The following is a 21262-nucleotide window of genomic DNA, read 5'->3' as shown; positions in this document are numbered from 1 at the left end:
ACCTCTCGGTGGCGGGCTTTTTTTCATTTATAGAGCTGTATTTTTCTAATATTCAACTTGAGGGACAACAATGCAACGTTATCCTATGACTCCTGAAGGCAAAGTCGCCTTAGAGAAAGAATTACACCAGTTAAAAACTGTTGAACGCCCACGTATTACTGCTGCGATTGCAGAAGCACGTGAACACGGCGACCTAAAAGAAAATGCAGAGTATCATGCAGCACGTGAGCAGCAAGGTTTCTGTGAGGGGCGTATTCAAGACATCGAAGGTAAACTCGGTGCTTGCCAAGTCATTGATGTAAAAGAACTTGAGCAAAATGGTCGTGTTGTATTTGGGGTAACAGTAACCATTGAAAACCTTGACACAGAAGAACGTAAAACTTACAAAATTGTAGGTGATGATGAAGCAGATTTTAAAATTAATAAAATCTCTGTGAACTCTCCTATTGCTCGTGGTCTTTTAGGTAAAAATGAAGGCGATGAAGCAAAAATTGTAACACCACAAGGTGAAGTTGAGTACGAAATCGTCAGCGTTGAATACATCTAATCCTTAGATGGTTTGACATCCCAAAGCCCCTCTTCTGAGGGGTTTTTTTATTATCTTTCAAACAAAAGTTCACGAAAAAATTACAGCAAATGTATATGCTTTAATAGTCAATATTTTTCTATAAATTTTAAAATGCAGCTTATTTGGTTCCGTCAAGATTTAAGAATTCATGATCATGCAGCTCTTTGGCATACTCGCGAAGCTGGCCCTTGCATTGCCTTAGTCGTGCTATCGCCAAAACAATGGCAAGTGCACAATGATGCGCTAATTAAAATTGACTTCTATTTAAGACAACTGAATCATCTAAAAAATGAACTTGCCACGTTAAATATTCCACTTGTTATTTTAACTATTCCATTATGGAAAGACCTGCCAAATCAATTATTAAGCTTATGCCAAAATCATAATATTCAAGCTGTTCATGCCGATATAGAATTGGGTGTAAATGAATTAAAACGCGATGCTCAAACTCAACAGCTATTAGAAAAGAATAATATTCGTTTTGAGTTGTATCATGACCGAACTATTTTCCCTGTTGGAAGCATTCGTAATAAAACTGGTCATCCATATCAAGTATTTGGTGCATTTAAAAAGCAATGCTATGAGAAACTCAGCATAAGCTTGCCACAATGCTACCCAACTATTGAGGTTCAAAAACCAATTCCACAGCACAATGACTTTACAAGAGAAGTTCCACAATTAAGTGATATTTACTCAGATTCAGAAGAAAAAGTAATCAGCGAAAACCTACAGAATCTTTGGCAAATTGGTGAGCATCATGCTTGGGAACTTTTAGATGAGTTTATTGAAAATCAAGTTGAGTATTATCATATTGAACGTGATTTCCCGAATTTGAATAGCACGAGTAAACTTGCAGCTTATTTAAATATTGGCATTCTTTCTATTCGCCAATGTTTACAAGCTTTGTTTCGCCACAGTCACGGCTGTATGGAATTTGAAAACAATGGGCAACAAATTTGGTTAAATGAACTCCTTTGGCGTGAGTTTTATCAGCATATTTTATTCGACTACCCTCGCGTATCGAAAAACTTACCATTTAAATTAGACACTCAACGCATTGTATGGCGCAATGCTCCTGAAGATTTACAGGCTTGGCAGCATGGGCAAACAGGTATCCCAATTGTAGATGCTGGCATGCGACAGTTACTTGCAACGGGTTGGATGCATAACCGTGTTCGTATGATTTGCGCGATGTTTTTAAGCAAAAATTTACTGATAGATTGGCGTTTAGGCGAATCATGGTTTATGCAGCATTTAATTGATAGTGATTTAGCTGCCAATAACGGTGGATGGCAGTGGTGTGCATCTACAGGAACAGATGCTGCACCGTATTTCCGTATTTTCAACCCTGTAAGTCAGTCGCAAAAGTTTGATGCAAATGGCGATTATATTCGTCAATGGGTACCTGAAATTTCACATTTAAATGCGAAACAAATTCACGAACCTTATGCGAAAAATCCACAACTAAAATTGGATTATCCAAAGCCGATTGTAGATTTAAAAAGCAGTCGTGTTCGTGCAATTGAGGCCTTTAAGCATTTGAGTTAACTTCGGCTATAATGGCGTTACGCTTGTTCTTTGATTGCTCTTATGGCTGAACCCTTAATTAATTCCCCTGTTAAGCATTGGTGTGAATTCGAATTTATTTCTAAAACTATGAAAAACCCTAATATTCACATTAAGGGAAACTATTCTTATTATTCTGCTTATTGGGATCAGGGTTTTGAGCGTTGTGTTGTGCGTTATTTGCATGACAAGCCTTCTACGCCTGAGAAGCCAATTGATCAGCTTTATATTGGCAATTTCGTGTGTTTTGGGGCAGAATGCGTGATTATGATGGGCGGTAATCAGTTACACCGAACTGACTGGATTTCTGCCTTTCCGTTTGATACGCGCAGTTTTGTACCTGCTGGCGATACTGTTATTGGTGATGGTTGCTGGATTGGCTCACGTGCCATGATTATGCAAGGCGTGACGCTGGGTGAAGGTGCAATTGTGGCAACTGGTGCGGTCGTAACAAAAGACGTTCCACCTTATGCCGTGGTGGGAGGAGTTCCTGCCAAAATTATTAAATATCGCTTTCCACAAGAAGATATAGAAAAACTGCTTTCCCTTAAAATTTACGAGATGGATGAAAAGCAGTTTTTAAAGATGCGGGAACAGTTGCAGACAGAGGATGTTGCTGCTTTGGTTGATTATTTCAAAGACTGCTGATTATTCCCTTGGACTTTTGCTTAGGCCAAGCATCAGGTCAAAACTTTCATCTAATCGATATTAAAACTCAAAAAACCTGAGCTAAACACATTCTAAAGCCAGACTTAATGAAATAAGCCTTCAACTTTAGTGTAAACTGCTGATTAATTACTCAAAAACATGTTAAATTAGAAAGGCTTAAACTTCCTTAAAAAAATAATTATCCCTATGAAATTACTGGGTTTTATTATTTAAAAATAAGCGCTAAGATAAGATTAAGGCAATAGAAAGTGTTCCCTCAATTTTTTATTGTTGAATGACACAATAAGGAGAAATAACGATGACATTTCAACACATTTTAGTTCCAGTGGACGGTTCTGAAACTTCTTACGCAGCAGTTGCCAAAGCAGTCGAGCTTGCCAAAGCTTTCGGCAGTAAAGTAACCGTTGCACAGGTGTTAACACTCGATCCATATATTGCATCAGAATACATTTCAGCAGGCCAGACCAATGACCTGATTGAACGTGCGCGTGTGTCTATTCTCAAAACACTGGATGAAGCCAAAGCAAAATTCCAGGAACAAGGTGTAGCAGTTGAGTCTCGTCTGCTTGAAGGTCAAGTGATTCATCGTGAAATTGCACGTGCTGCAACTGAAATGAATGCAGACCTGATTGTGATGGGTTCTCATGGCCGTACCGGTTTGAAAAAGTTATTCCTCGGTAGCGTCGCGCAAAGCGTACTGGGCGAAGGTAATGTTCCTGTACTCATCGTACGTTAATCTTTCCTCCAGAAAATTCCCTGTACCTGCGGGTATGGGGAATTTTTTATTTTTAGGGCTGCCATTGATACTGCTTTAAGCTCACCTTGTTATTCAGGACCACTACACCCTCCTGTATCAGTTTTAACGCCTGTATATTTTCACCCTGCGCATTGATTTTGCTTAGGCTAATTTTCCCTTGCGCATTTAGCACCCGATGCCATGGCAACACATGCCCCGGTGCCAGATGTTTCAGTACATAACCCACCAGACGCGCATGTTTCGGCAAACCGGCCAGTTTTGCAATCTGACCATAGGTGGCAACTTTACCAGGTGGAATCTGGGCAATCACCGCGGTGATATAAGCGGCCAACTCCTGACTGGGACGTGCTGGAATAGACATAAAAAGAATCTTAGAGTGTTGAAATCTATTGGGATGAAAAGCTGTGCTGGTTAGAAAAGCTAGGCTTAAAAAACTAGAGGACATGCAGTTGCACATCCTCCTGTATTCACCTTGAGTTAAAAAGCGGATGCAACGCTTTAGATGGCTTGTCCAAAGGTATCGCAATCATTCATATTGCCCGACTTCAGACCAGTATTAAACCATTGCACGCGCTGGGCACTGGTACCATGGGTAAAGCTATCCGGCACTACTTGTCCACTCGAACGTTTCTGCAAATAGTCATCACCAATTTTATGTGCGGCATCCATCGCTTCCTGTACATCGCCCTGTTCCAGGAATTGAGTACGCTGATGGTTATGATGCGCCCAGACACCGGCCAGACAATCGGCCTGAAGTTCCTGACGAACCGATAACTGGTTGCCTTCGACCTGACTGGCACGCTGACGCATCTGCTGTACCTGTCCGGAAATCCCCAGAATGGTCTGAATATGATGGCCGACTTCATGTGCAATCACATAAGCCTGGGCAAAATCTCCAGCCTGATCCTGACGCGATAATTCGGTCTGGTTCTGCTCGCCGGAAATTCCCATCTGGGTGCGCATATCTTTAAAGAAACCAGTATCTAAATAGACTTTCTGATCGGCCGGGCAATAAAACGGCCCCATGGCAGCGCTGGCATTGCCACAGGCGGAACTGACCGCACCATTAAACATCACCAGTTTGGGTGGCACATATTGCTGGTTCAGCTGCTGGGCAAACACCTGCGTCCAGGTATCTTCGGTATCGGCCAGAATGGTACCAATAAACTCCATCGATTCCTGCTGCTCCGGCGTCGGATTTTCCAGACCACGCGTTTCCGCGCTCTGCCCCTGATTGGTCACCTGTTTGGTGGCCTGATAGGCTGTTTGCGGATCGACCCCAAAAAACTTCCAGGCCACAAAAGCCACCACCAGACCCAGAATACTGATCCCGCCGGCTTTGGCACCGCCACCACCGCGACGATCTTCTACATTGCTACTGACGCGACGACCTTTCCAACGCATAGCAATCTCCTTATTATCTTTATCTCTTGGCTAGAATTTTACATAGTTTAAGAGGCTTTGGAACGTGGCCAGACCTTTTTCACCAGACCAATTAGCGCCACCACAATCAAACCGGCAATAAAGCCCACAGCAAAATTGATCAAGGTTGGAGTAAGCGCACCAAAAATACTGCCGATATTGGGAATTTCCTGCACGTATTCCACACTGTCTTCGGTAAAGTGATGTACCAATGGAATAGCGTGGTTGATAATCCCGCCGCCCACCAGGAACATGGCCAGAGTCCCGACAATCGACAGGATTTTCATCAAGATTGGCGCAAAGGCCAACAAGCCGCGCCCGACCGACTGTTTAAAATTAGAAGCCTGTTCCGAGAGATGCAGCCCAATATCATCAATCTTGACAATAAATGCCACTAACCCATAGACCCCAATGGTCATGGCGATGGCAATAATACTCAGCACTGTGACTTTTACACCAAAGGCCGCGGTAGCTACAGTACCCAAGGAAATGACAATAATCTCTGCCGAGAGAATAAAGTCGGTCCGGACTGCCCCTTTGATTTTTTCATTTTCAAACGTGGCCAGATCGGTTTCGGTTTTAATTAATTCCTGCTGCGCTTCTTCGGCAGTTTTGGCTTTTTTCTTGTGCAAGGAATGCAGGACTTTTTCAACCCCTTCATAACATAAGAATAAACCGCCCACGACCAGTAACGGGTTAATCAGCCACGGCGCCACCACGCTAATCAGTAGAGCTAAAGGCACCAGAATCAGTTTATTGACAAAAGAACCTTTGGCCACGCGCCAGACCACCGGCAGTTCCCGCTCCGAACGTACACCGCTGACCTGCTGGGCATTCAGGGCCAGATCATCACCGAGTACACCGGCCGTTTTCTTTGCGGCCATTTTACTCATGACCGCCACATCATCTAAAACAGTGGCAATATCATCTAATAATAGTAATAAGCTACTCGCCATAATTTTTATCCTTATCGTGTTCTAGGCTTATTCTAAGGAGAAATCTTCCAAAACTTTGTATTTACTTCATTAATAAATCTTTAAAATTTCCAGACAATTGTTGATTCTGTTCGGCTTATCCCGTGACATTCAAAAATATTATGCCGTACAATGTAGCCCAATCATCGGTATAGAAATGTCGTAACAACGACTTGGAAGAGATAATGAGTAATCAAGATAATCGTCCTGTTATTTTGACTGGCGACCGTCCAACCGGACAACTTCACCTCGGTCATTTTGTAGGTTCTTTACGTTCACGTGTAGGTTTACAGGATTCTCACCATCAACATCTTTTACTTGCCGATGCTCAAGCCCTGACTGATAACGCCGACAACTTTGAAAAAGTACGTCGTAATATTATTGAAGTGGCGACCGATTACCTGGCCGTGGGCATTGACCCGACCAAAACCACCATTTGTGTTCAGTCTTGCCTGCCGGCCTTGAATGAACTGACCATGCTGTATTTAAACTTTGTCACTGTGGCACGTTTAGAGCGCAACCCGACCATTAAATCTGAAATTCAGATGCGTGGTTTTGAACGTGATATTCCAGCTGGTTTCCTGTGCTATCCGGTTGCCCAAGCGGCCGATATTACCGCGTTTAAAGCGACTGTAGTGCCCGTGGGTGAAGATCAGATTCCTATGATCGAACAGACCAACGAAATTGTACGCCGCATTAACCGTCAGGTAGGTCAGGACCTGCTGCCTGAATGTAAAGCACTGCTGTCGAATGTTGGCCGTTTACCTGGTTTTGATGGTAAAGCCAAAATGTCAAAATCATTGGGCAACACCATTGTGCTCGATGCCACTGACAAAGACATTAAAAAAGCAGTAAATGCCATGTACACCGACCCGAACCACCTCCGCATTGAAGATCCGGGCCAGGTTGAAGGCAACGTGGTATTTACCTACCTAGATGCTTTCGATCCGAACAAAGAAGAACTGGAAGAATTAAAAGCGCATTATCGCCGTGGCGGTCTGGGTGATGGTACCGTGAAAAAACGTCTGGAAGGCATTTTAAAAGAGCTGATTGGTCCAATCCGTGAACGCCGTTTAGAACTGGCCAAAGATCCGGATTACATCATGGATATCTTAAAAACCGGTACTGATAAGTGCCGTGATATTACTCAAGCTACTTTAGATGAAGTTAAAGCCGGTTTAGGGGTGTTCCGCTTCTAAGCCCCATGCTGATCTTGAAAAGCCTTTCCTCGCGAAAGGCTTTTTTATGCCACGTTTACAATGATGGAGAAAATATGGAGAGAAATGTCACACAATTTTTTATAGAAGCAACAATCTTTAACATGAATTTACCTGAACGCTGCTGAACCCAGCCCAACGCCGGCGTATTCTAGTCACATGTTCTAGGAGCAATCCTAATTCATAACATTTCTCCTTTACCGAAACTGTGCAAGCAGATTCGTTGTTCTACGCAATGATCACCCCAATCATTGCGTATTTTTTTGCCTAAAATATGCAGGTTTTTTAGACAAAAACGCGGCCTAATGCTATGCTAGGCGCATTCAATAATAATATATATTTTGAATATCAATAATTTAAACACAACAGAACAATAGAGTATTCAGTTATGTGGGATTTGCTCACTCACCCTTCCAATCTGATTTTTAGTGTCTGTATCTGCCTGCTGTTTTTCTTTGCCCTGCTGGAAGTGTTTCTGTTACTGGCCGGTGGCGGCAGTCAGGGCATTCTGGACCAGTTCCTGCCAGATGACTTAATTCCGCATAAAGATGTAGAAGTGAATATTGATGGTTCTAGTGGCCTGTTGGTCCAGTTGTTAGACTGGCTGTACATTGGCCGGGTACCGCTGCTGATCTGGCTGATTATTTTCCTGACCTTATATGGTTTGTCTGGCCTGATTTTACAATCAGTGCTGTTTCAATGGATCGGTCAATATATTACAGCTTGGATAATGGCACCGGCCTGTCTGTTTCTGAGCATGCCCCTGGTGCGTTATAGCGCCATGCTGATTGCCCGCATTTTACCGCAAGATGAAACCACCGCCATTTATAGTGACGAGCTGATTGGCCGCACAGCCACCATTATTTTAGGTGTGGCTACTCCCAATTCTCCGGCAGAAGCCAAAGTGCAGGATCAGCATGGTCTGACCCACTATATTCTGGTAGAACCGGAACAGGACGAAAGTTTTCAACAGGGTCAATCCGTAATTTTAACGGGGAGAACCAAAATTGGCTTTTATGCCATGCATTTAAATTAACAACTGAAAAACACAAGAGATAACAATGTTAAGTTCAAATATGTATAACGTCTTGATTATTGCCGGAATTATTTTCCTGGCCTTATTTGTGATTGGTTTAATCCTGGCCCGCCTGTATCGCCGCTCTAGCAAGGAAATTTCCTTTGTGCGTACCGGTTTTGGCGGTGAGCATGTCATTCTCGGCGGGGGGGCGATTGTGTTACCGGTGCTGCATGAAATTATTCCGGTCAATATGAATACCCTGCGTCTGGAAGTGCGCCGTGCTGAAGATCAGGCCCTGATTACCCGCGACCGTATGCGTGTCGATGTCATGGCCGAATTTTATGTGCGGGTTAAACCGACCGCTGAATCTATTGCCACCGCAGCACAAACGCTGGGGCAAAAAACCATGTCCCCGAATGAATTAAAAAATCTGGTCGAAGGCAAATTTGTCGATTCTTTACGTGCCGTAGCCGCAGAAATGGCGATGGAAGAACTGCATGAAAAACGCGTCGACTTCGTACAGAAAGTACAGCAGGTGGTGTCGGAAGATCTGTTTAAAAACGGTCTGGAACTGGAAACTGTATCTTTAACCGGACTGGATCAGACCAGTTTCCGCTACTTTAACCCGCAAAATGCTTTCGATGCCGAAGGTCTGACCAAATTAACCGAAACCATTGAAGACCGTCGTCGTAAACGTAACGACATTGAACAGGATGCCGACTTAGCCATTAAAGCCAAAAACCTGGAAGCCGAACAGGCGCGCCTGCAGATTCTTCGTGAAGAAGAATATGCCAAGTTACAGCAAGAACGTGAAATTTCGGTACGCCGTGCTGAACAGATGGCGGAAATTGCAGCCCAGGAAGCAGCCAAAAAACGTGAAGCGGAAGAAGCCCGCATTGCTGCTGAACGTGAAATTGAACTGAAACGGATTGGCTCAGCACGTGATGTCGCCAATGAAAATATTTTAAAAGAACAGCTAGTCCAAAAAGCCCAAGTGGAACAGAAGAAAACCATTGAGCTGGCCGAACAGGACCGCGCCATTGCCATTGCGGAAAAATCCCGTGCCGAATCTGAAGCCAAAGCGCAGGCCGATTTAGCCCGTGCTCAAGCGGTAAAAGCAGAAGAAGAAGTGATTACCGTACGTGAAACCCAGCGCGCAGAACGTGCCAAGGCAGTCGAGCTGGTGGCTGCCAAGCAGGCCGCTGAAAAAGATGCGATTGCCATTACCGTTGCTGCTGAAGCCGGCAAACAGGCGGCGGTCGATGAAGCGGAAGCGGTGCGGATTACCGCAGAAGCCAATGCAGAACAGCTGCGTTTAAAAGCGCGTGGTGAAGCCGATGCCAAAGTCCTGCTGGCACAAGCGATGGAAAAACAGTATCAGGTTGATGCTGAAGGTACCCGTGCAGTCAACGAAGCCAATAACATCCTGTCGACGGAACAGGTCGAAATGCAGGTACGTCTGGCCATGCTGAAATACCTGCCAGAAATTATCCGTGAAAGCGTCAAGCCAATGGAAAATATTGATGACATCAAGATTCTGCACGTCAATGGTTTAAATGGGATGGGCAGCGCACATGTCGATGGCAGCGAACACGGTCATGGTCAAGTGGCCCTGTCTGATCAGGTGGTGAACAGTGCCCTGCGCTATCGTTCGCAAGCGCCGTTAATTGACAGCCTGATGAGTGAACTGGGTATTCATGGCGGTGATATTAACGGTCTGACCCAAAGCCTGAAATCTCAGCCGAAAATCAATCAGGAAACTTCATCAACTTAAATGAGGTGAATAAAAAAACGCAGCTAAGGCTGCGTTTTTTATGGCTGTTTTTCAATGTTCTATGATGAAGACAGTGGCTGATGAACTTCAAATTTTTCCAGCTGTCCATCTTGATCATAATGTAAGGTCAGATTTTTGGCCTGCTTCAAATACGCCATTTCAGTTGTGTCGACCTGAAAACTTTCCGCCAGCTGCTCAGTCTGAATATGCTCCGGAAAAGCCCGGCGCTCATTGTCACGAAAACGTAACCAGTTATACACAGCCCAGATCAGCAGAATCAGAATAAACACCATAATCGCCAGCCCCAGATAAAACAGGCTGAACGAGCTTTGCGGTGCCGACATCACAAACAGCTGCTCATATACGGTATAGCCCTGAAACAGCCACAGCAACATAGTGATCAGAGGCAGGAATAACCAGATCCAGGCCAGCCAGCCCAGAAAGAATAGTCCATAGCCTGCGGCCTTGTTACGTACATAGCGCGGCTCATCAATATATTCTGGTAGCTCCAGCTGAGCTTCATCCTCAATCATTTTAAATTTAGCCATGCTCGTGCTCCTTGGTAAAACCACGGTCCGGGCTGACCCAGCGTGCACGTTTCTGCTTTTTCAGCAAAGTTTTTGGCACAGACACCACCGTGGTCAGCGCGGTAATCAGCCAGAAAAATAGCGGATACCAGATTACCCAGAAATAGGTTCTCAAGGTACGGTTTTTATCATATTGATGATCGATCATTAAGCTGACCAGAAACTGCAGCAAACAGGTCAGGCCCAAAATCACCCCGTACCACTGCGGCAGAATCGATTGAATTGCCCACTCGCCCGGCAAGGGGAAAAACAGCCCATAAAAATACAGCACAAAGATGCCCATAATCACATAGGCCCATAGCACGCTGATGATCGATTCAATCACAATCGGCCACATCCGTCTAAGGCGCCATTTAAACAGTTTTGGCACATAGGCAATTAGCACTTCAATCCCGCCTTGTGCCCAGCGTAAGCGCTGTTTCCAGAGACCTTTAAACGTTTCCGGCATATAGATATAACACAGGGCTTTGGGCACATACTGCAAATCCCAGTGGTCGAACTGCAAACGCCACGAAACATCAATATCTTCAGTAATCATGTCATCACGCCAGTAGCCAATCCGGTCCAGCGCGGTTTTACGAAAACCGGCAATCGCACCTGATACGGTAAAAATCCGGCCATAGGTACGCTGCGCGCGTTTAATCAATCCAATAATTGAAGAGAATTCACCGACCTGAATTTTACCGAGCACGCTGGAACGGTTAATAATCCGTGGATTACCGGTAACCGCCCCGACACGCGGAAAGCTGGTCAGCTGATGCATCATCCAGAATACTGCGTGTGGATGCAGCAGCGCATCACCATCAATACAGACCAGAAATTCATAGCGACTAACCATTGCCCCGGCTCTTAAGGCATAGGCTTTGCCCTGGTTTTCGGCCAGATGGACCACCCGTAGCTTTGGATATTGCGTGGCCAGCTCATCCAGAATTGCTGCAGTCCGGTCCTGACTGCCATCATTGACTGCAATCACTTCAAATTCCGGATACTGGCTTTGCATGGCAAACTTGATGGTACGTCTGACCTGCTCTTCTTCATTGAAGCAAGGAATGATAATACTGCAGCCTTCATCGCTCGGTTCAGGGAAATGATCCTGACGGTATTCCCGTTTAAAATAAAACCAGATCCCGCCCGCAATCCACAGCCAGGCCATCAGCAGAGGATATAAAAATGCAAAACCAAAATAAAAATCGTTAAAACTCAATTTCGAGAACACTTCCATCATTGCGGCTCTCCCTGTTCCAGGACATAGGGATCACGATAACTCAGCGGACTTGCATTCAGGCTCAACGCCCGGTACAGGTGCTGATGCACGGCCTGCCCATGGGTCGGCTGATAATTATCAATACCAATTTTTTGAATGCCCTGACGTCTCAGCTGCTGATACATCTGCTGATAATACCGCCAGTCTGTTGCAGTGCTGTCCGGATTGATCTGCAAGTTAATCATCAAATGCTGCTTTTCACGATCATTTAACTGGTTTAAAGCCTGATGCAGATGTTTGATGGCTTGGGGGGATGCCAACGGATCGACAGCCAGATACAGGAAATCGGCATGATCCGGCAGTTGCTGCAGCAGTTTTTTCAGTCCGTCAAGTGGCTGATTCTGAATCTCCAGCTTTAATGCAGTCTGATAGTTATTACTGATATTGGCATAGTATTTACCCTGGCTTTTGGTCCGGTTCTTGATGCTCAACACCTGTTGCAGCTGTGCCTGACAGCTTGCACTCCATTCGGCCTGAAATACGGCGCAATGTAACGCATCGCCGGTTTCAATCATCAGCCCTTCAATCGAGCTGTTGTTTTTCACCAGATCTGCGGTCAATTCTGCCAGATCATAACCTTGCCGGGTTTCCAGACTCAGCGGCATTTCTGCATATACCCGATTAGCAATCCGGGTCCGGGCCTGCCATACCACCCGGTTCAGCAAATCCTGAGCCACTGGCAAGCTTCGATTCGGAAAATAAGCTACATCAATTTTGCCATCGGCATTCTGATCGGCCACCGCATTCAGGACCAGCGTATTGGATTGAAAGGCATTGACCTGATTGAGCAGCTGGCTCAGATGTGCTTCTGATGCGGTGATATTGCTCCCCGCCAGATCTGCCAGGTTAATGCGTAATAAACTTTTACGCTGCTTATGCGGCGCCCGGCTATTCATTAAGAAGTCTTTAATTTCACCAAACACTTCTTCAGGTGATGGGTTTTCCGTAATCAGGGCACGCTGATAGGTGGTATCGGCATCAGCCAATGTCAGTACGCTGCCCAGACTAAACGACATTGGTAGACCGGCTTCACGGGCCAGCGCTTCAGTTTCCTTGGTCACCGCACCATACGGCCAGAAAATGGCACGGGTATTGATTCCCAACTCACGATCCAGAATCTGCTTTGATTGACGCAAGTCTTTTACCACTCGCTTCGCATAGGCGCGATCAGATTCATAACGCTGCTGGGCCGGGAAATATTCACGGGTAATCGCGGCTGGCTGCTGGTTTAGCTGCGGATTGGCAATAATCCCGTGATGCAAGTCATCACTGTGTGAGGCAAACTCGACCAGACCGGATTGCTGCATTTCACGCATCTGCGGCCAGTTCATCAGGTTGCCCTCCCCATAGGCTTCATAGGCATCTTTGGTATTGCCATTAATCCAGCTGGTCGGAATGGCAAAAACAGCCGGAACCTGATGCAGCTTTAATAAGGGAAAAATATGGCTATAGCTGCTGAGTGCGCCATCATCAATGGTAATTAATACTGCTTTTTCCGGTAAGGCTGTCTTGTGCTGACGGGCCCGCCAGACATCTTCTAGCCGAATGGGCTGCCAGCCATGTTCTTTAATCCATTGCAGGAACTGGGCAAAGTTATGGGTACTGATGGCGTATAAATCACGGTCACCCTGTTTGGCAACGTCATCACGCACATCATGAAAAGTTAAGGTAACAAATTCATAGGCCTGCGCATCAAGCGGCGCTGTAGTTGCTGCTGGCGCTGTGCTGGTCTCGGCCTGCACGGTCAAAGGAGAATAAACACATGCAGCGATACAGGCACTCAGGAGTAAAGCGGGTTTCATTTGCATTAGAATCGTCCTTCAAAGCCGAATACTGCATAGGTTTTTTCTTCTGTTTTGCCATCGTACGGATGGCTGCCCCAACCAATGCCATAGTGCAGTTTCCAGGTTCGTGACACACGCCAGTCATGGCGATAAAACAGGTTATATATCGGCTCATTGGAATAGTCTTTCTGTCCAAATGTGCCCAGCGTCAGTTCAAAATGCTGATTAAAATGTTGCTCATAACGACGCCAGGTCATCCAGTCATGTTCCAGTTTCAGCTCTAAACTATGGCTGGATTCAGGATTAAAATAATCCACGGCGACGGGCTTATTTTTTCCATAATAGCCGCTGAGCGTGGCACGACTCAGATGATGCGGGGCCTGATAAAACTGCTGGCTAAAATAGGCCTGATATTCCTGACGGGTGTTGCCATCATCAATATCGGTCAATTGAAATTGTGCACCGGCTTTACGCGACTCGTTGGCCTGCCAGTTAAAACCCGCCCGATACGACTGTCCTTCATGTGCTTTGGCCATTGCCTGCAACGGAATATCGGCCTGGGTATTCACCGCCAGATGATATTGCCAATGATCATTTAACCAGTGTGACCAGTCCAGTGCAGCGCCCACACGGTCTTCATCTAAAGATTGAGACAGCAACAGGCTGGCATACTTGCGATCTTTGGACCAGGCCACACCCAGACCTAAACGCGGATCATCCAGGGTGCCATCTTCATAACGCCCCTGCCGATGCTGATGGTCAATAAAAACCTGATAATGCTCATTTAGCCACGGGCTGTTAAGACGGGTCCAATGGGTACGCTCTTCTGAACCTTTTAAACGGTTCAGCAACTGTTCCTGATCGGAACGACTTTCAGAAAAATAACTTTCATGCTGAATGCTGAAATGATCGCGATCCTTTAATTCTTTGCGGCTTAATTGCACACCGGTATCATCTGCAGCCGTCTGTAACAAGGCCTGATTCAGCTGACGCCAGCCCCTAATATCATTCAGGGCTTGGGCATTTTGCATCTGGTTAATCTGGGTGATTTGACTGACCTGATCCAGGCCATTCCACTGCTCCAGCGTTTGTTGGGAAGTCAGTGGTTTTTCACGCCAGCGCTGAATTTGTGCCAGATTGTTCTGATAGGCCAGATTATTCGGTGCAATTGAAACCAGGGTTTCAAAATACTGCTCGGCTTTGGCATGTTCGTTGCGGTAGGCATAGTTCAGCCCTTTTAAAGCCAGATACTGCTCCCGGTCTTCATGGGTACTGCGGTCCACGCCTTTGGCCTCGCTATAACGATAACGCGGTAACTGACGGTCCATGTCCTGAATCAGCTGATCAGCCTGCTTGAATTTTTCCTGTTCGATATAGGCATAATACAAACCGGCATACACCGTATAGTCTGCATAGTTCTTTTCCTGAAACAGGCTTAAATACACCGGTTCAGCCAGTTCCGGTTGTCGGGTGGCCAGATAGGCATCGGCAATGGCATGGCGTACATAAGCCGGCCAGTTTGCAATTGGCTGATGCTGCTGTTGCACAATTTTCAAGACCTGCTGATGACGCTTACGCTGTCCCAAGGCATACAGATAATCGGCATAGAATGCGCGCTGCAGTTCGGTGTCAGCTGCCACCTGTGGTTCATGTGCAGCCATATCGGCCAGTACCGCATCCAGCTCGGTATAGGCTGTTGCATATTCACTGCGCAGTTGTGCCGTTTTATAGGCCTGTACTGCATTCTGAATCCGGGTAGAAAACTGGTGCTGTTTAACTTGCAGTAACAAACGAGGATGGCTCTGTGCTAACTGTTGTTGCAGCAGATAGTGCTCTGCTGCATGATGCTTGCCATTAAGCATCAGCGACAGTACATATTGTTCATGGCCTGCAATGCTGCTTTGCTTTTTTAATCCGGCTTCGGCTGCCTGCAAGGCTTGTACCGGCATATTCAGGATACGATAGGTATAAGACAATAAACTCAGGTCATCGGCACTAAGCTGTTGCCATTGCAGGTTTTTCAGCAACGTTTTAGCGGCTGCTGCCTGACCCGACTCGGCTTCCAGTACCGCGTGCCAGACTTTGCCGCTGGCCTGGGTATTTAAAGGCTGAAACCGGGCCAGATACGCTTTGGCCTGAGCGTACTGCTTGGCATCACGGAGCACCTTGATAGCGCTGACCTGGGCATAGGCAGGAAAGGTTTTAGGTTGAATCTGCTGCGTTAGGCGGTATAAATCCTGTGGATGTACCACAGGCTGACCATAGGCCAAAACTAGATAATCCGCAATTAACTTTTGATCTGTGGGAAATTGAGCTAATAACGCCTGCAAGCGATTGAGTCCAGAGACCACCTGCCCGGACCGAACCATCTCCACCGCGTGCTCACGTTGCTGATCAAGCGTATTGGCATGAGCAGAAGAAAAAAATAAAAAAGAGCAAAGCGACAGACACTGAATCGGCATGATCGTTGTTATTTTGATCATATAAATTCTCAAGTTTCTGATAATTATTGCTCGATATTCTATTAAAGTGTGATGTAAATCACAATTACTAAAACAATCATTTTATTTGTTTTGTATGCTTTACTTTTTCCTCAATAGAAGCGTCATCATTATCTATGTTCTTTGCCATAAAAAACCCCAAGAACTGGGGTTTTTTAGTCAGGTAGGTTTTACACCAAACCTTTGGCCTGCAATACTTTCAGCATGGTTGAACCGAGCTCGGCCGGGCTACGGGTATAAGCCATTCCGGCACGTTCAAAGGCAGCAAATTTCTCCTCTGCGGTTCCTTTACCGCCAGAAATAATCGCGCCAGCATGGCCCATGCGTTTGCCTTTTGGTGCGGTTACACCGGCAATATAGCCCACCACAGGCTTGGTCACATGCGCCTGAATGTATTCGGCTGCTTCTTCTTCGGCTGTGCCGCCAATCTCACCAATCATGATAATGGCTTCAGTTTGAGGATCGTCCTGAAACAGTTTCAGACAGTCAATCTGGTTCATGCCCGGAATCGGATCACCGCCGATGCCGATACAGGTCGACTGGCCCAGACCCAATTTGGTGGTTTGCGCAACCGCTTCATAGGTCAGCGTTCCTGAACGCGAGATAATCCCGATTTTCCCTGGCTGATGAATATGACCTGGCATAATCCCGATCTTACATTCGCCCGGGGTGATAATACCCGGACAGTTCGGGCCAATCAGGCGTGTACCATTACCATTGGTTTCCAGATAGCGTTTGGCTTTTAGCATATCTAGGGTCGGTACACCTTCAGTAATTACCACAATCAGTTCAATACCGGCATCGACTGCTTCAACAATCGAGTCCAGTACAAAAGGTGCGGGTACATAAATCACCGAAGCGTCAGCCTGAGTTTCACGGACAGCCTGCTTCATGGTGTTAAATACTGGCAGGTCTAAATGGGTTTGACCACCTTTACCTGGAGTTACACCGCCGACAACACGCGTGCCATAATCCAGCGCCTGAGCCGAATGAAAGGTTCCGTTTTTACCAGTGAAACCCTGAACCAATACTTTTGTGTCTTTATTTACTAATACGCTCATGATGCATCTCCTTAAGCTTTTACTGCAGCAACAATTTTTTCTGCAGCATCGGCCAGGCCATTTGCAGAAATTAAGGTCAGGCCAGATTCATCCAGTAATTTGGCCCCCAGTTCAGCATTGTTTCCTTCCAGACGTACCACCACCGGCACGCTGACATTGACTTCCTGAACTGCTGCAATAATCGCCTCCGCAATCATGTCACAACGTACAATTCCACCAAAAATATTGATTAATACTCCCTGAACCGAATTGTCAGCCAGAATAATTTTAAATGCTTCAATCACGCGCTCTTTGGTTGCGCCGCCACCGACATCGAGGAAGTTGGCCGGTTGACCACCATACAATTTGATGATGTCCATGGTTGCCATGGCAAGACCGGCACCATTGACCATACAGCCAATATTGCCTTCTAGCGCTACATAGTTAAGATCGAACTCAGAGGCTTTCAGCTCGCGCTCATTTTCCTGGCTCTTGTCACGCAGTGCCGCCACTTCCGGCAAACGGTACAGCGCATTGGAATCAATGCCGACTTTGGCATCGACACATAAAATTTCGCCGTTTTCACGTACAGACAATGGGTTAATTTCAAACAGGGCAAAATCGTTTTCAATAAAGGCCTGATACGCCGCAGTCATGATTTTAACAAACTGGTTGATTTGTCCATCTTTTAAGTTCAGGGCAAACGCAACTTCACGTGCCTGAAATGGTAATAAACCGACTAGAGGATCAACTTCAACTTTAATAATTTTTTCTGGGATTTCTTCTGCGACTTTTTCAATTTCGACCCCACCTTCGGTTGAGGCCATAAAGGTCACGCGACGGCTAGAACGATCCACCACGGCACCTAAATATAATTCACGCTCTACCGGATAGACATCCTGGGCCACCAGAATACTGTTCACCGGCTGGCCATTGGCATCGGTCTGATAAGTGACCAGTCGAGTACCGATCAGCTGATTAGCATACTCTGCCGCTTCTTCAGCCGATTTCACCACTTTCACACCACCCGCCTTACCACGGCCACCCGCATGCACCTGGGCTTTCATGACAGCGAATTTGCCACCGAGCTGTTCAAATGCCTGTACTGCTTCATCTGCATTGGTTGCAAGCAGACCTTCCTGCACCGGCATACCATATTTTTTTAATAGCGCTTTGGCTTGGTACTCATGTAGATTCATTTATTTACCTTTTACTACTTTTCACGTTTTTTTATGACTCGCTAAAACTCCAACATCCATCGTCGTGAGTATTAACATTTATACAGTTTTATCGTTTTAGTTTTAGATGATTATTCAAACAAAAACAACCACCAAATGAAAAAGAGCGGTCGAAACCGCTCTTTTTTTATTTATTTACGCTTACGCTGAATCGCGTGGATGGCACGTCCATCGACGGCCAGTGCCGCTTCGTGCACCACCTCAGAGAAGGTTGGGTGACCGAATGTCATTAATTGTAAATCTTCAACTGAAGATACAAATTCAAGCGCGATCATACCTTGGTGAACAATGTCAGACGCCGCAGGTCCAATCACGTGCATACCCAGTAAACGATCTGTTTTAGCATCGGCAACGAACTTCACGAAACCAGCACCTTCACCGGCAGCTAAAGCCCGGCCGTTGACTGCGAAACCGAATTGACCGGTTTTCACTTCATGACCTTTTTCTTTGGCCTGCTCTTCTGTTAAACCTACCCACGCCGCTTCAGGGTGTGTATAGATGACAGAGATGATGGTGTCATAGTTCACTTGAGCAGCATGACCGTGAATACGTTCAACTGCCATTACGCCTTCTTCCATGGCTTTGTGTGCCAGCATTGGACCGCGTACCAAGTCACCAATTGCGTATACGCCTTCAACAGAAGTCGCACACCAGTCGTTCACTTCAACCAGACCACGTTCAGTCAGTTTGATACCGCAGTCATCAGCCAGTAAGCCTTCAGCATACGCACGACGACCCACACACACGATCAGCTTGTCGAAAGTCTGTTCTTTCTCTTCGCCGCCTTGGGTGTATTTTACAGTCACTTCACGACCGTTGACTTCAGTGCCAGACACTTTCGCGCCTACACGAATATCCAGACCCTGTTTGGTCAGCAGTTTCTGGTAGTCTTTTGCCAGCGCTTTATCCGCCATTGGCAAGAAGGCATCCATTGCTTCAAATACAACAACTTCAGCACCTAGACGACGCCATACTGAACCAAGCTCCAGACCGATCACGCCGGCACCAATCACGCCTAAACGCTTCGGTACTTCAGGGAACTCAAGCGCGCCAGTAGAATCAACAATAATGTCTTGATCAACAGGAGCAACCGGAATGTTCACAGGTACAGAACCAGACGCAAGAATTACGTATTTTGGTTCTAGAATCTGAGTTTCACCTTCGTGAGGAACAAACTCAACTTTCTTACCCGCCAGTAATTTACCAGTACCTTTTAACCATTCGATACCATTGCCTTTCAGCAACTGGTCAATACCGCCAGTCAACTGGTCAACAATCTTGTCTTTACGTGCCAGTAATTTAGACAGGTCAAAGTTTACTTCACCTGTCGTAATACCATGATCAGCCAGGTGATGAACGGTATCTTCATAACGGTGTGAAGAATCAAGCAGCGCTTTAGACGGGATACAGCCCACGTTTAAGCAGGTACCACCTAAAGATGGTTTACCTTTGTGGATGCGTTTTTCGATACATGCCACTTTAAAACCAAGCTGAGCCGCACGAATGGCTGCTTCATAACCGCCTGGACCACCGCCAATAACAACTAAATCAAATTGTTGAGACATTTTTATCTCCAATCAATCTCTCTAAATCCCCCCTTTTACTCAAGGGGGAACCTTTCCCCTCTTTTTTAGAGGGGTTAGGAGAGATTTTTAATTAATAAATTATAAGTCAAGGATAAGTTTAGCTGGCTCTTCTAACAATTCTTTGATTGTTACAAGGAAACCTACCGCTTCTTTACCATCGATTAAACGGTGGTCATAAGACAGCGCTAAATACATCATTGGCAAGATTTCAACCTGACCATTGACTGCCATAGGACGTTCCTGGATTTTGTGCATACCTAGAATAGCAGTTTGTGGTGTATTCAGAATTGGCGTAGACAGCAGTGAACCGAAAGTACCACCGTTAGTAATGGTGAATGTACCGCCAGTCATGTCTTCAATCGCAAGTTTGCCTTCACGCGCTTTCGCAGCATAAGCGCCAATGCCAGATTCAACTTCAGCGTAGTTCATACGGTCTGTATCACGTAATACAGGAACCACCAGACCACGGTCAGAAGATACAGCTACACCGATGTCATAGTAACCGTGATAAACAATATCATCGCCATCAATTGATGCGTTGACTGCTGGGTAACGTTTTAGCGCTTCAGTCGCAGCTTTTACGAAGAATGACATGAAGCCAAGACGCGCACCGTGGCGTTTTTCAAATGCGTCTTTATATTGCTTACGCATTTCCATGATTGGTTTCATGTTCACTTCGTTGAACGTCGTCAACATTGCAGTTTCTTGAGTCGCTGCAAGTAAACGTTCAGCTACACGCTTACGTAAACGCGTCATAGGAACACGTTTCTCGATACGCTCGCCTACTGCTGCAGTTAAAGGCGCAGCCGCTGGTTTCGCCTGATGGTTTGCCACATCTTCTTTGGTGATGCGACCGCCACGGCCTGTACCTTGTACGTCAGCAGCGTTGATACCTGTTTCAGTCAATGCTTTACGCACTGCTGGTGCCTGGTCCGCAACTGGTTGAGCACGCTCAACTACAGGTGCTGCACCTGCTTCAGTTTTCGCAGCGGCCTGTTCAACTTTCTCTTCAGACTGAACTGCTTGAGTTTGCGCAGCGCCAGATACAGCACCTTCTTCAAACTGTGCAATCACTTCATTTGAAAGTACAGTATCGCCTTCATTTTTAATGATTTGAGCAATCGTACCGTCTGCAGGAGCTACAACTTCCAGAACAACTTTGTCAGTTTCAATGTCACAGATCACTTCATCACGTGATACTGCTTCACCTGGTTGTTTGTGCCAAGTCGCGATTGTTCCATCTGCAACTGACTCTGGAAATACCGGTGCTTTAATTTCGGTTGCCATTACTTCGAAT

18 protein-coding genes are annotated in these 21262 nt (G+C 46.0%); 7 read left to right on the top strand and 11 right to left on the bottom strand.

Annotation, left to right across the window (positions count from 1 at the left end; genetic code table 11):
• The first annotated feature begins 70 nt into the window (after nucleotides 1-70).
• From greA to GA693_RS02035, 4 genes are all read left to right on the top strand, one after another.
• Nucleotides 71-547, top strand: a complete 477-nt coding sequence (gene greA, locus GA693_RS02050; protein WP_016659940.1) for a transcription elongation factor GreA — start codon at nucleotides 71-73, stop codon at nucleotides 545-547.
• Between the two features lie 132 nt (nucleotides 548-679).
• Entirely contained in the window at nucleotides 680-2116 is a 1437-nt protein-coding gene (locus GA693_RS02045; protein ID WP_016659939.1) for a cryptochrome/photolyase family protein, read from the top strand.
• A gap of 42 nt (nucleotides 2117-2158) precedes the next feature.
• On the top strand, nucleotides 2159-2782 hold the full coding sequence (locus GA693_RS02040; RefSeq protein ID WP_005176296.1) for a CatB-related O-acetyltransferase: 624 nt from the start codon (nucleotides 2159-2161) through the stop codon (nucleotides 2780-2782).
• A 319-nt stretch (nucleotides 2783-3101) separates the two neighbouring features.
• Nucleotides 3102-3539 carry a universal stress protein gene (locus tag GA693_RS02035; RefSeq protein ID WP_160241527.1) on the top strand — a complete coding sequence of 146 codons (438 nt, stop codon included), beginning with the start codon at nucleotides 3102-3104 and terminating at the stop codon, nucleotides 3537-3539.
• 52 nt (nucleotides 3540-3591) lie between these two features.
• Here the strand turns inward: GA693_RS02035 and GA693_RS02030 are convergent, their stop codons facing one another.
• From GA693_RS02030 to GA693_RS02020, 3 genes are all read right to left on the bottom strand, one after another.
• Nucleotides 3592-3921: an MGMT family protein gene (locus tag GA693_RS02030; protein ID WP_168390664.1), complete on the bottom strand. Its 330-nt coding sequence runs from the start codon at nucleotides 3919-3921 to the stop codon at nucleotides 3592-3594.
• Between the two features lie 137 nt (nucleotides 3922-4058).
• Nucleotides 4059-4964 (bottom strand): KPN_02809 family neutral zinc metallopeptidase, encoded by a 906-nt coding sequence (gene ypfJ / locus GA693_RS02025; RefSeq protein WP_005176288.1) that lies wholly within the window; start codon nucleotides 4962-4964, stop codon nucleotides 4059-4061.
• Between the two features lie 47 nt (nucleotides 4965-5011).
• Nucleotides 5012-5938, bottom strand: a complete 927-nt coding sequence (locus GA693_RS02020; RefSeq protein ID WP_075174426.1) for a DUF808 domain-containing protein — start codon at nucleotides 5936-5938, stop codon at nucleotides 5012-5014.
• Nucleotides 5939-6141: 203 nt separating this feature from the next.
• Between GA693_RS02020 and trpS the strand changes: the two genes are divergently transcribed.
• The 3 genes from trpS to GA693_RS02005 all read left to right on the top strand — a co-directional run bounded on the left by trpS (nucleotide 6142) and on the right by GA693_RS02005 (nucleotide 9965).
• Entirely contained in the window at nucleotides 6142-7155 is a 1014-nt protein-coding gene (gene trpS / locus GA693_RS02015) for a tryptophan--tRNA ligase (RefSeq protein WP_005176282.1), read from the top strand.
• Nucleotides 7156-7561: 406 nt separating this feature from the next.
• Nucleotides 7562-8209, top strand: a complete 648-nt coding sequence (locus GA693_RS02010; protein ID WP_160241528.1) for a YqiJ family protein — start codon at nucleotides 7562-7564, stop codon at nucleotides 8207-8209.
• A gap of 25 nt (nucleotides 8210-8234) precedes the next feature.
• A complete protein-coding gene (locus GA693_RS02005; RefSeq protein ID WP_160241529.1) occupies nucleotides 8235-9965 on the top strand; it encodes a flotillin family protein in 1731 nt (576 codons plus the stop codon).
• A 59-nt stretch (nucleotides 9966-10024) separates the two neighbouring features.
• Here the strand turns inward: GA693_RS02005 and pgaD are convergent, their stop codons facing one another.
• From pgaD to odhB, 8 genes are all read right to left on the bottom strand, one after another.
• A complete protein-coding gene (gene pgaD, locus GA693_RS02000; protein ID WP_160241530.1) occupies nucleotides 10025-10513 on the bottom strand; it encodes a poly-beta-1,6-N-acetyl-D-glucosamine biosynthesis protein PgaD in 489 nt (162 codons plus the stop codon).
• On the bottom strand, nucleotides 10506-11774 hold the full coding sequence (gene pgaC / locus GA693_RS01995) for a poly-beta-1,6-N-acetyl-D-glucosamine synthase (RefSeq protein ID WP_171260915.1): 1269 nt from the start codon (nucleotides 11772-11774) through the stop codon (nucleotides 10506-10508). Before pgaC ends, pgaD begins: the two co-directional genes overlap by 8 nt.
• Complete coding sequence (gene pgaB, locus GA693_RS01990) at nucleotides 11774-13624, bottom strand: poly-beta-1,6-N-acetyl-D-glucosamine N-deacetylase PgaB (protein ID WP_160241531.1); 1851 nt, start codon at nucleotides 13622-13624, stop codon at nucleotides 11774-11776. Before pgaB ends, pgaC begins: the two co-directional genes overlap by 1 nt.
• A complete protein-coding gene (pgaA, locus tag GA693_RS01985) occupies nucleotides 13624-16083 on the bottom strand; it encodes a poly-beta-1,6 N-acetyl-D-glucosamine export porin PgaA (protein WP_160241532.1) in 2460 nt (819 codons plus the stop codon). Before pgaA ends, pgaB begins: the two co-directional genes overlap by 1 nt.
• A 188-nt stretch (nucleotides 16084-16271) precedes the next feature.
• A complete protein-coding gene (gene sucD / locus GA693_RS01980; protein WP_104471739.1) occupies nucleotides 16272-17162 on the bottom strand; it encodes a succinate--CoA ligase subunit alpha in 891 nt (296 codons plus the stop codon).
• 11 nt (nucleotides 17163-17173) lie between these two features.
• Nucleotides 17174-18340, bottom strand: a complete 1167-nt coding sequence (sucC, locus tag GA693_RS01975) for an ADP-forming succinate--CoA ligase subunit beta (protein ID WP_160241533.1) — start codon at nucleotides 18338-18340, stop codon at nucleotides 17174-17176.
• 170 nt (nucleotides 18341-18510) lie between these two features.
• Nucleotides 18511-19944 carry a dihydrolipoyl dehydrogenase gene (gene lpdA / locus GA693_RS01970; protein WP_005176261.1) on the bottom strand — a complete coding sequence of 478 codons (1434 nt, stop codon included), beginning with the start codon at nucleotides 19942-19944 and terminating at the stop codon, nucleotides 18511-18513.
• A gap of 99 nt (nucleotides 19945-20043) precedes the next feature.
• Entirely contained in the window at nucleotides 20044-21252 is a 1209-nt protein-coding gene (gene odhB / locus GA693_RS01965; RefSeq protein WP_104471741.1) for a 2-oxoglutarate dehydrogenase complex dihydrolipoyllysine-residue succinyltransferase, read from the bottom strand.
• Between the last annotated feature and the right edge of the window lie 10 nt (nucleotides 21253-21262).

The organism is Acinetobacter indicus (genome assembly GCF_009914475.1).
GTDB classification, from domain to species: Bacteria; Pseudomonadota; Gammaproteobacteria; order Pseudomonadales; family Moraxellaceae; genus Acinetobacter; species Acinetobacter indicus.
Note: the sequence above shows the minus strand (reverse complement) of the source record. Positions and strands in the feature narration are given on the sequence as shown.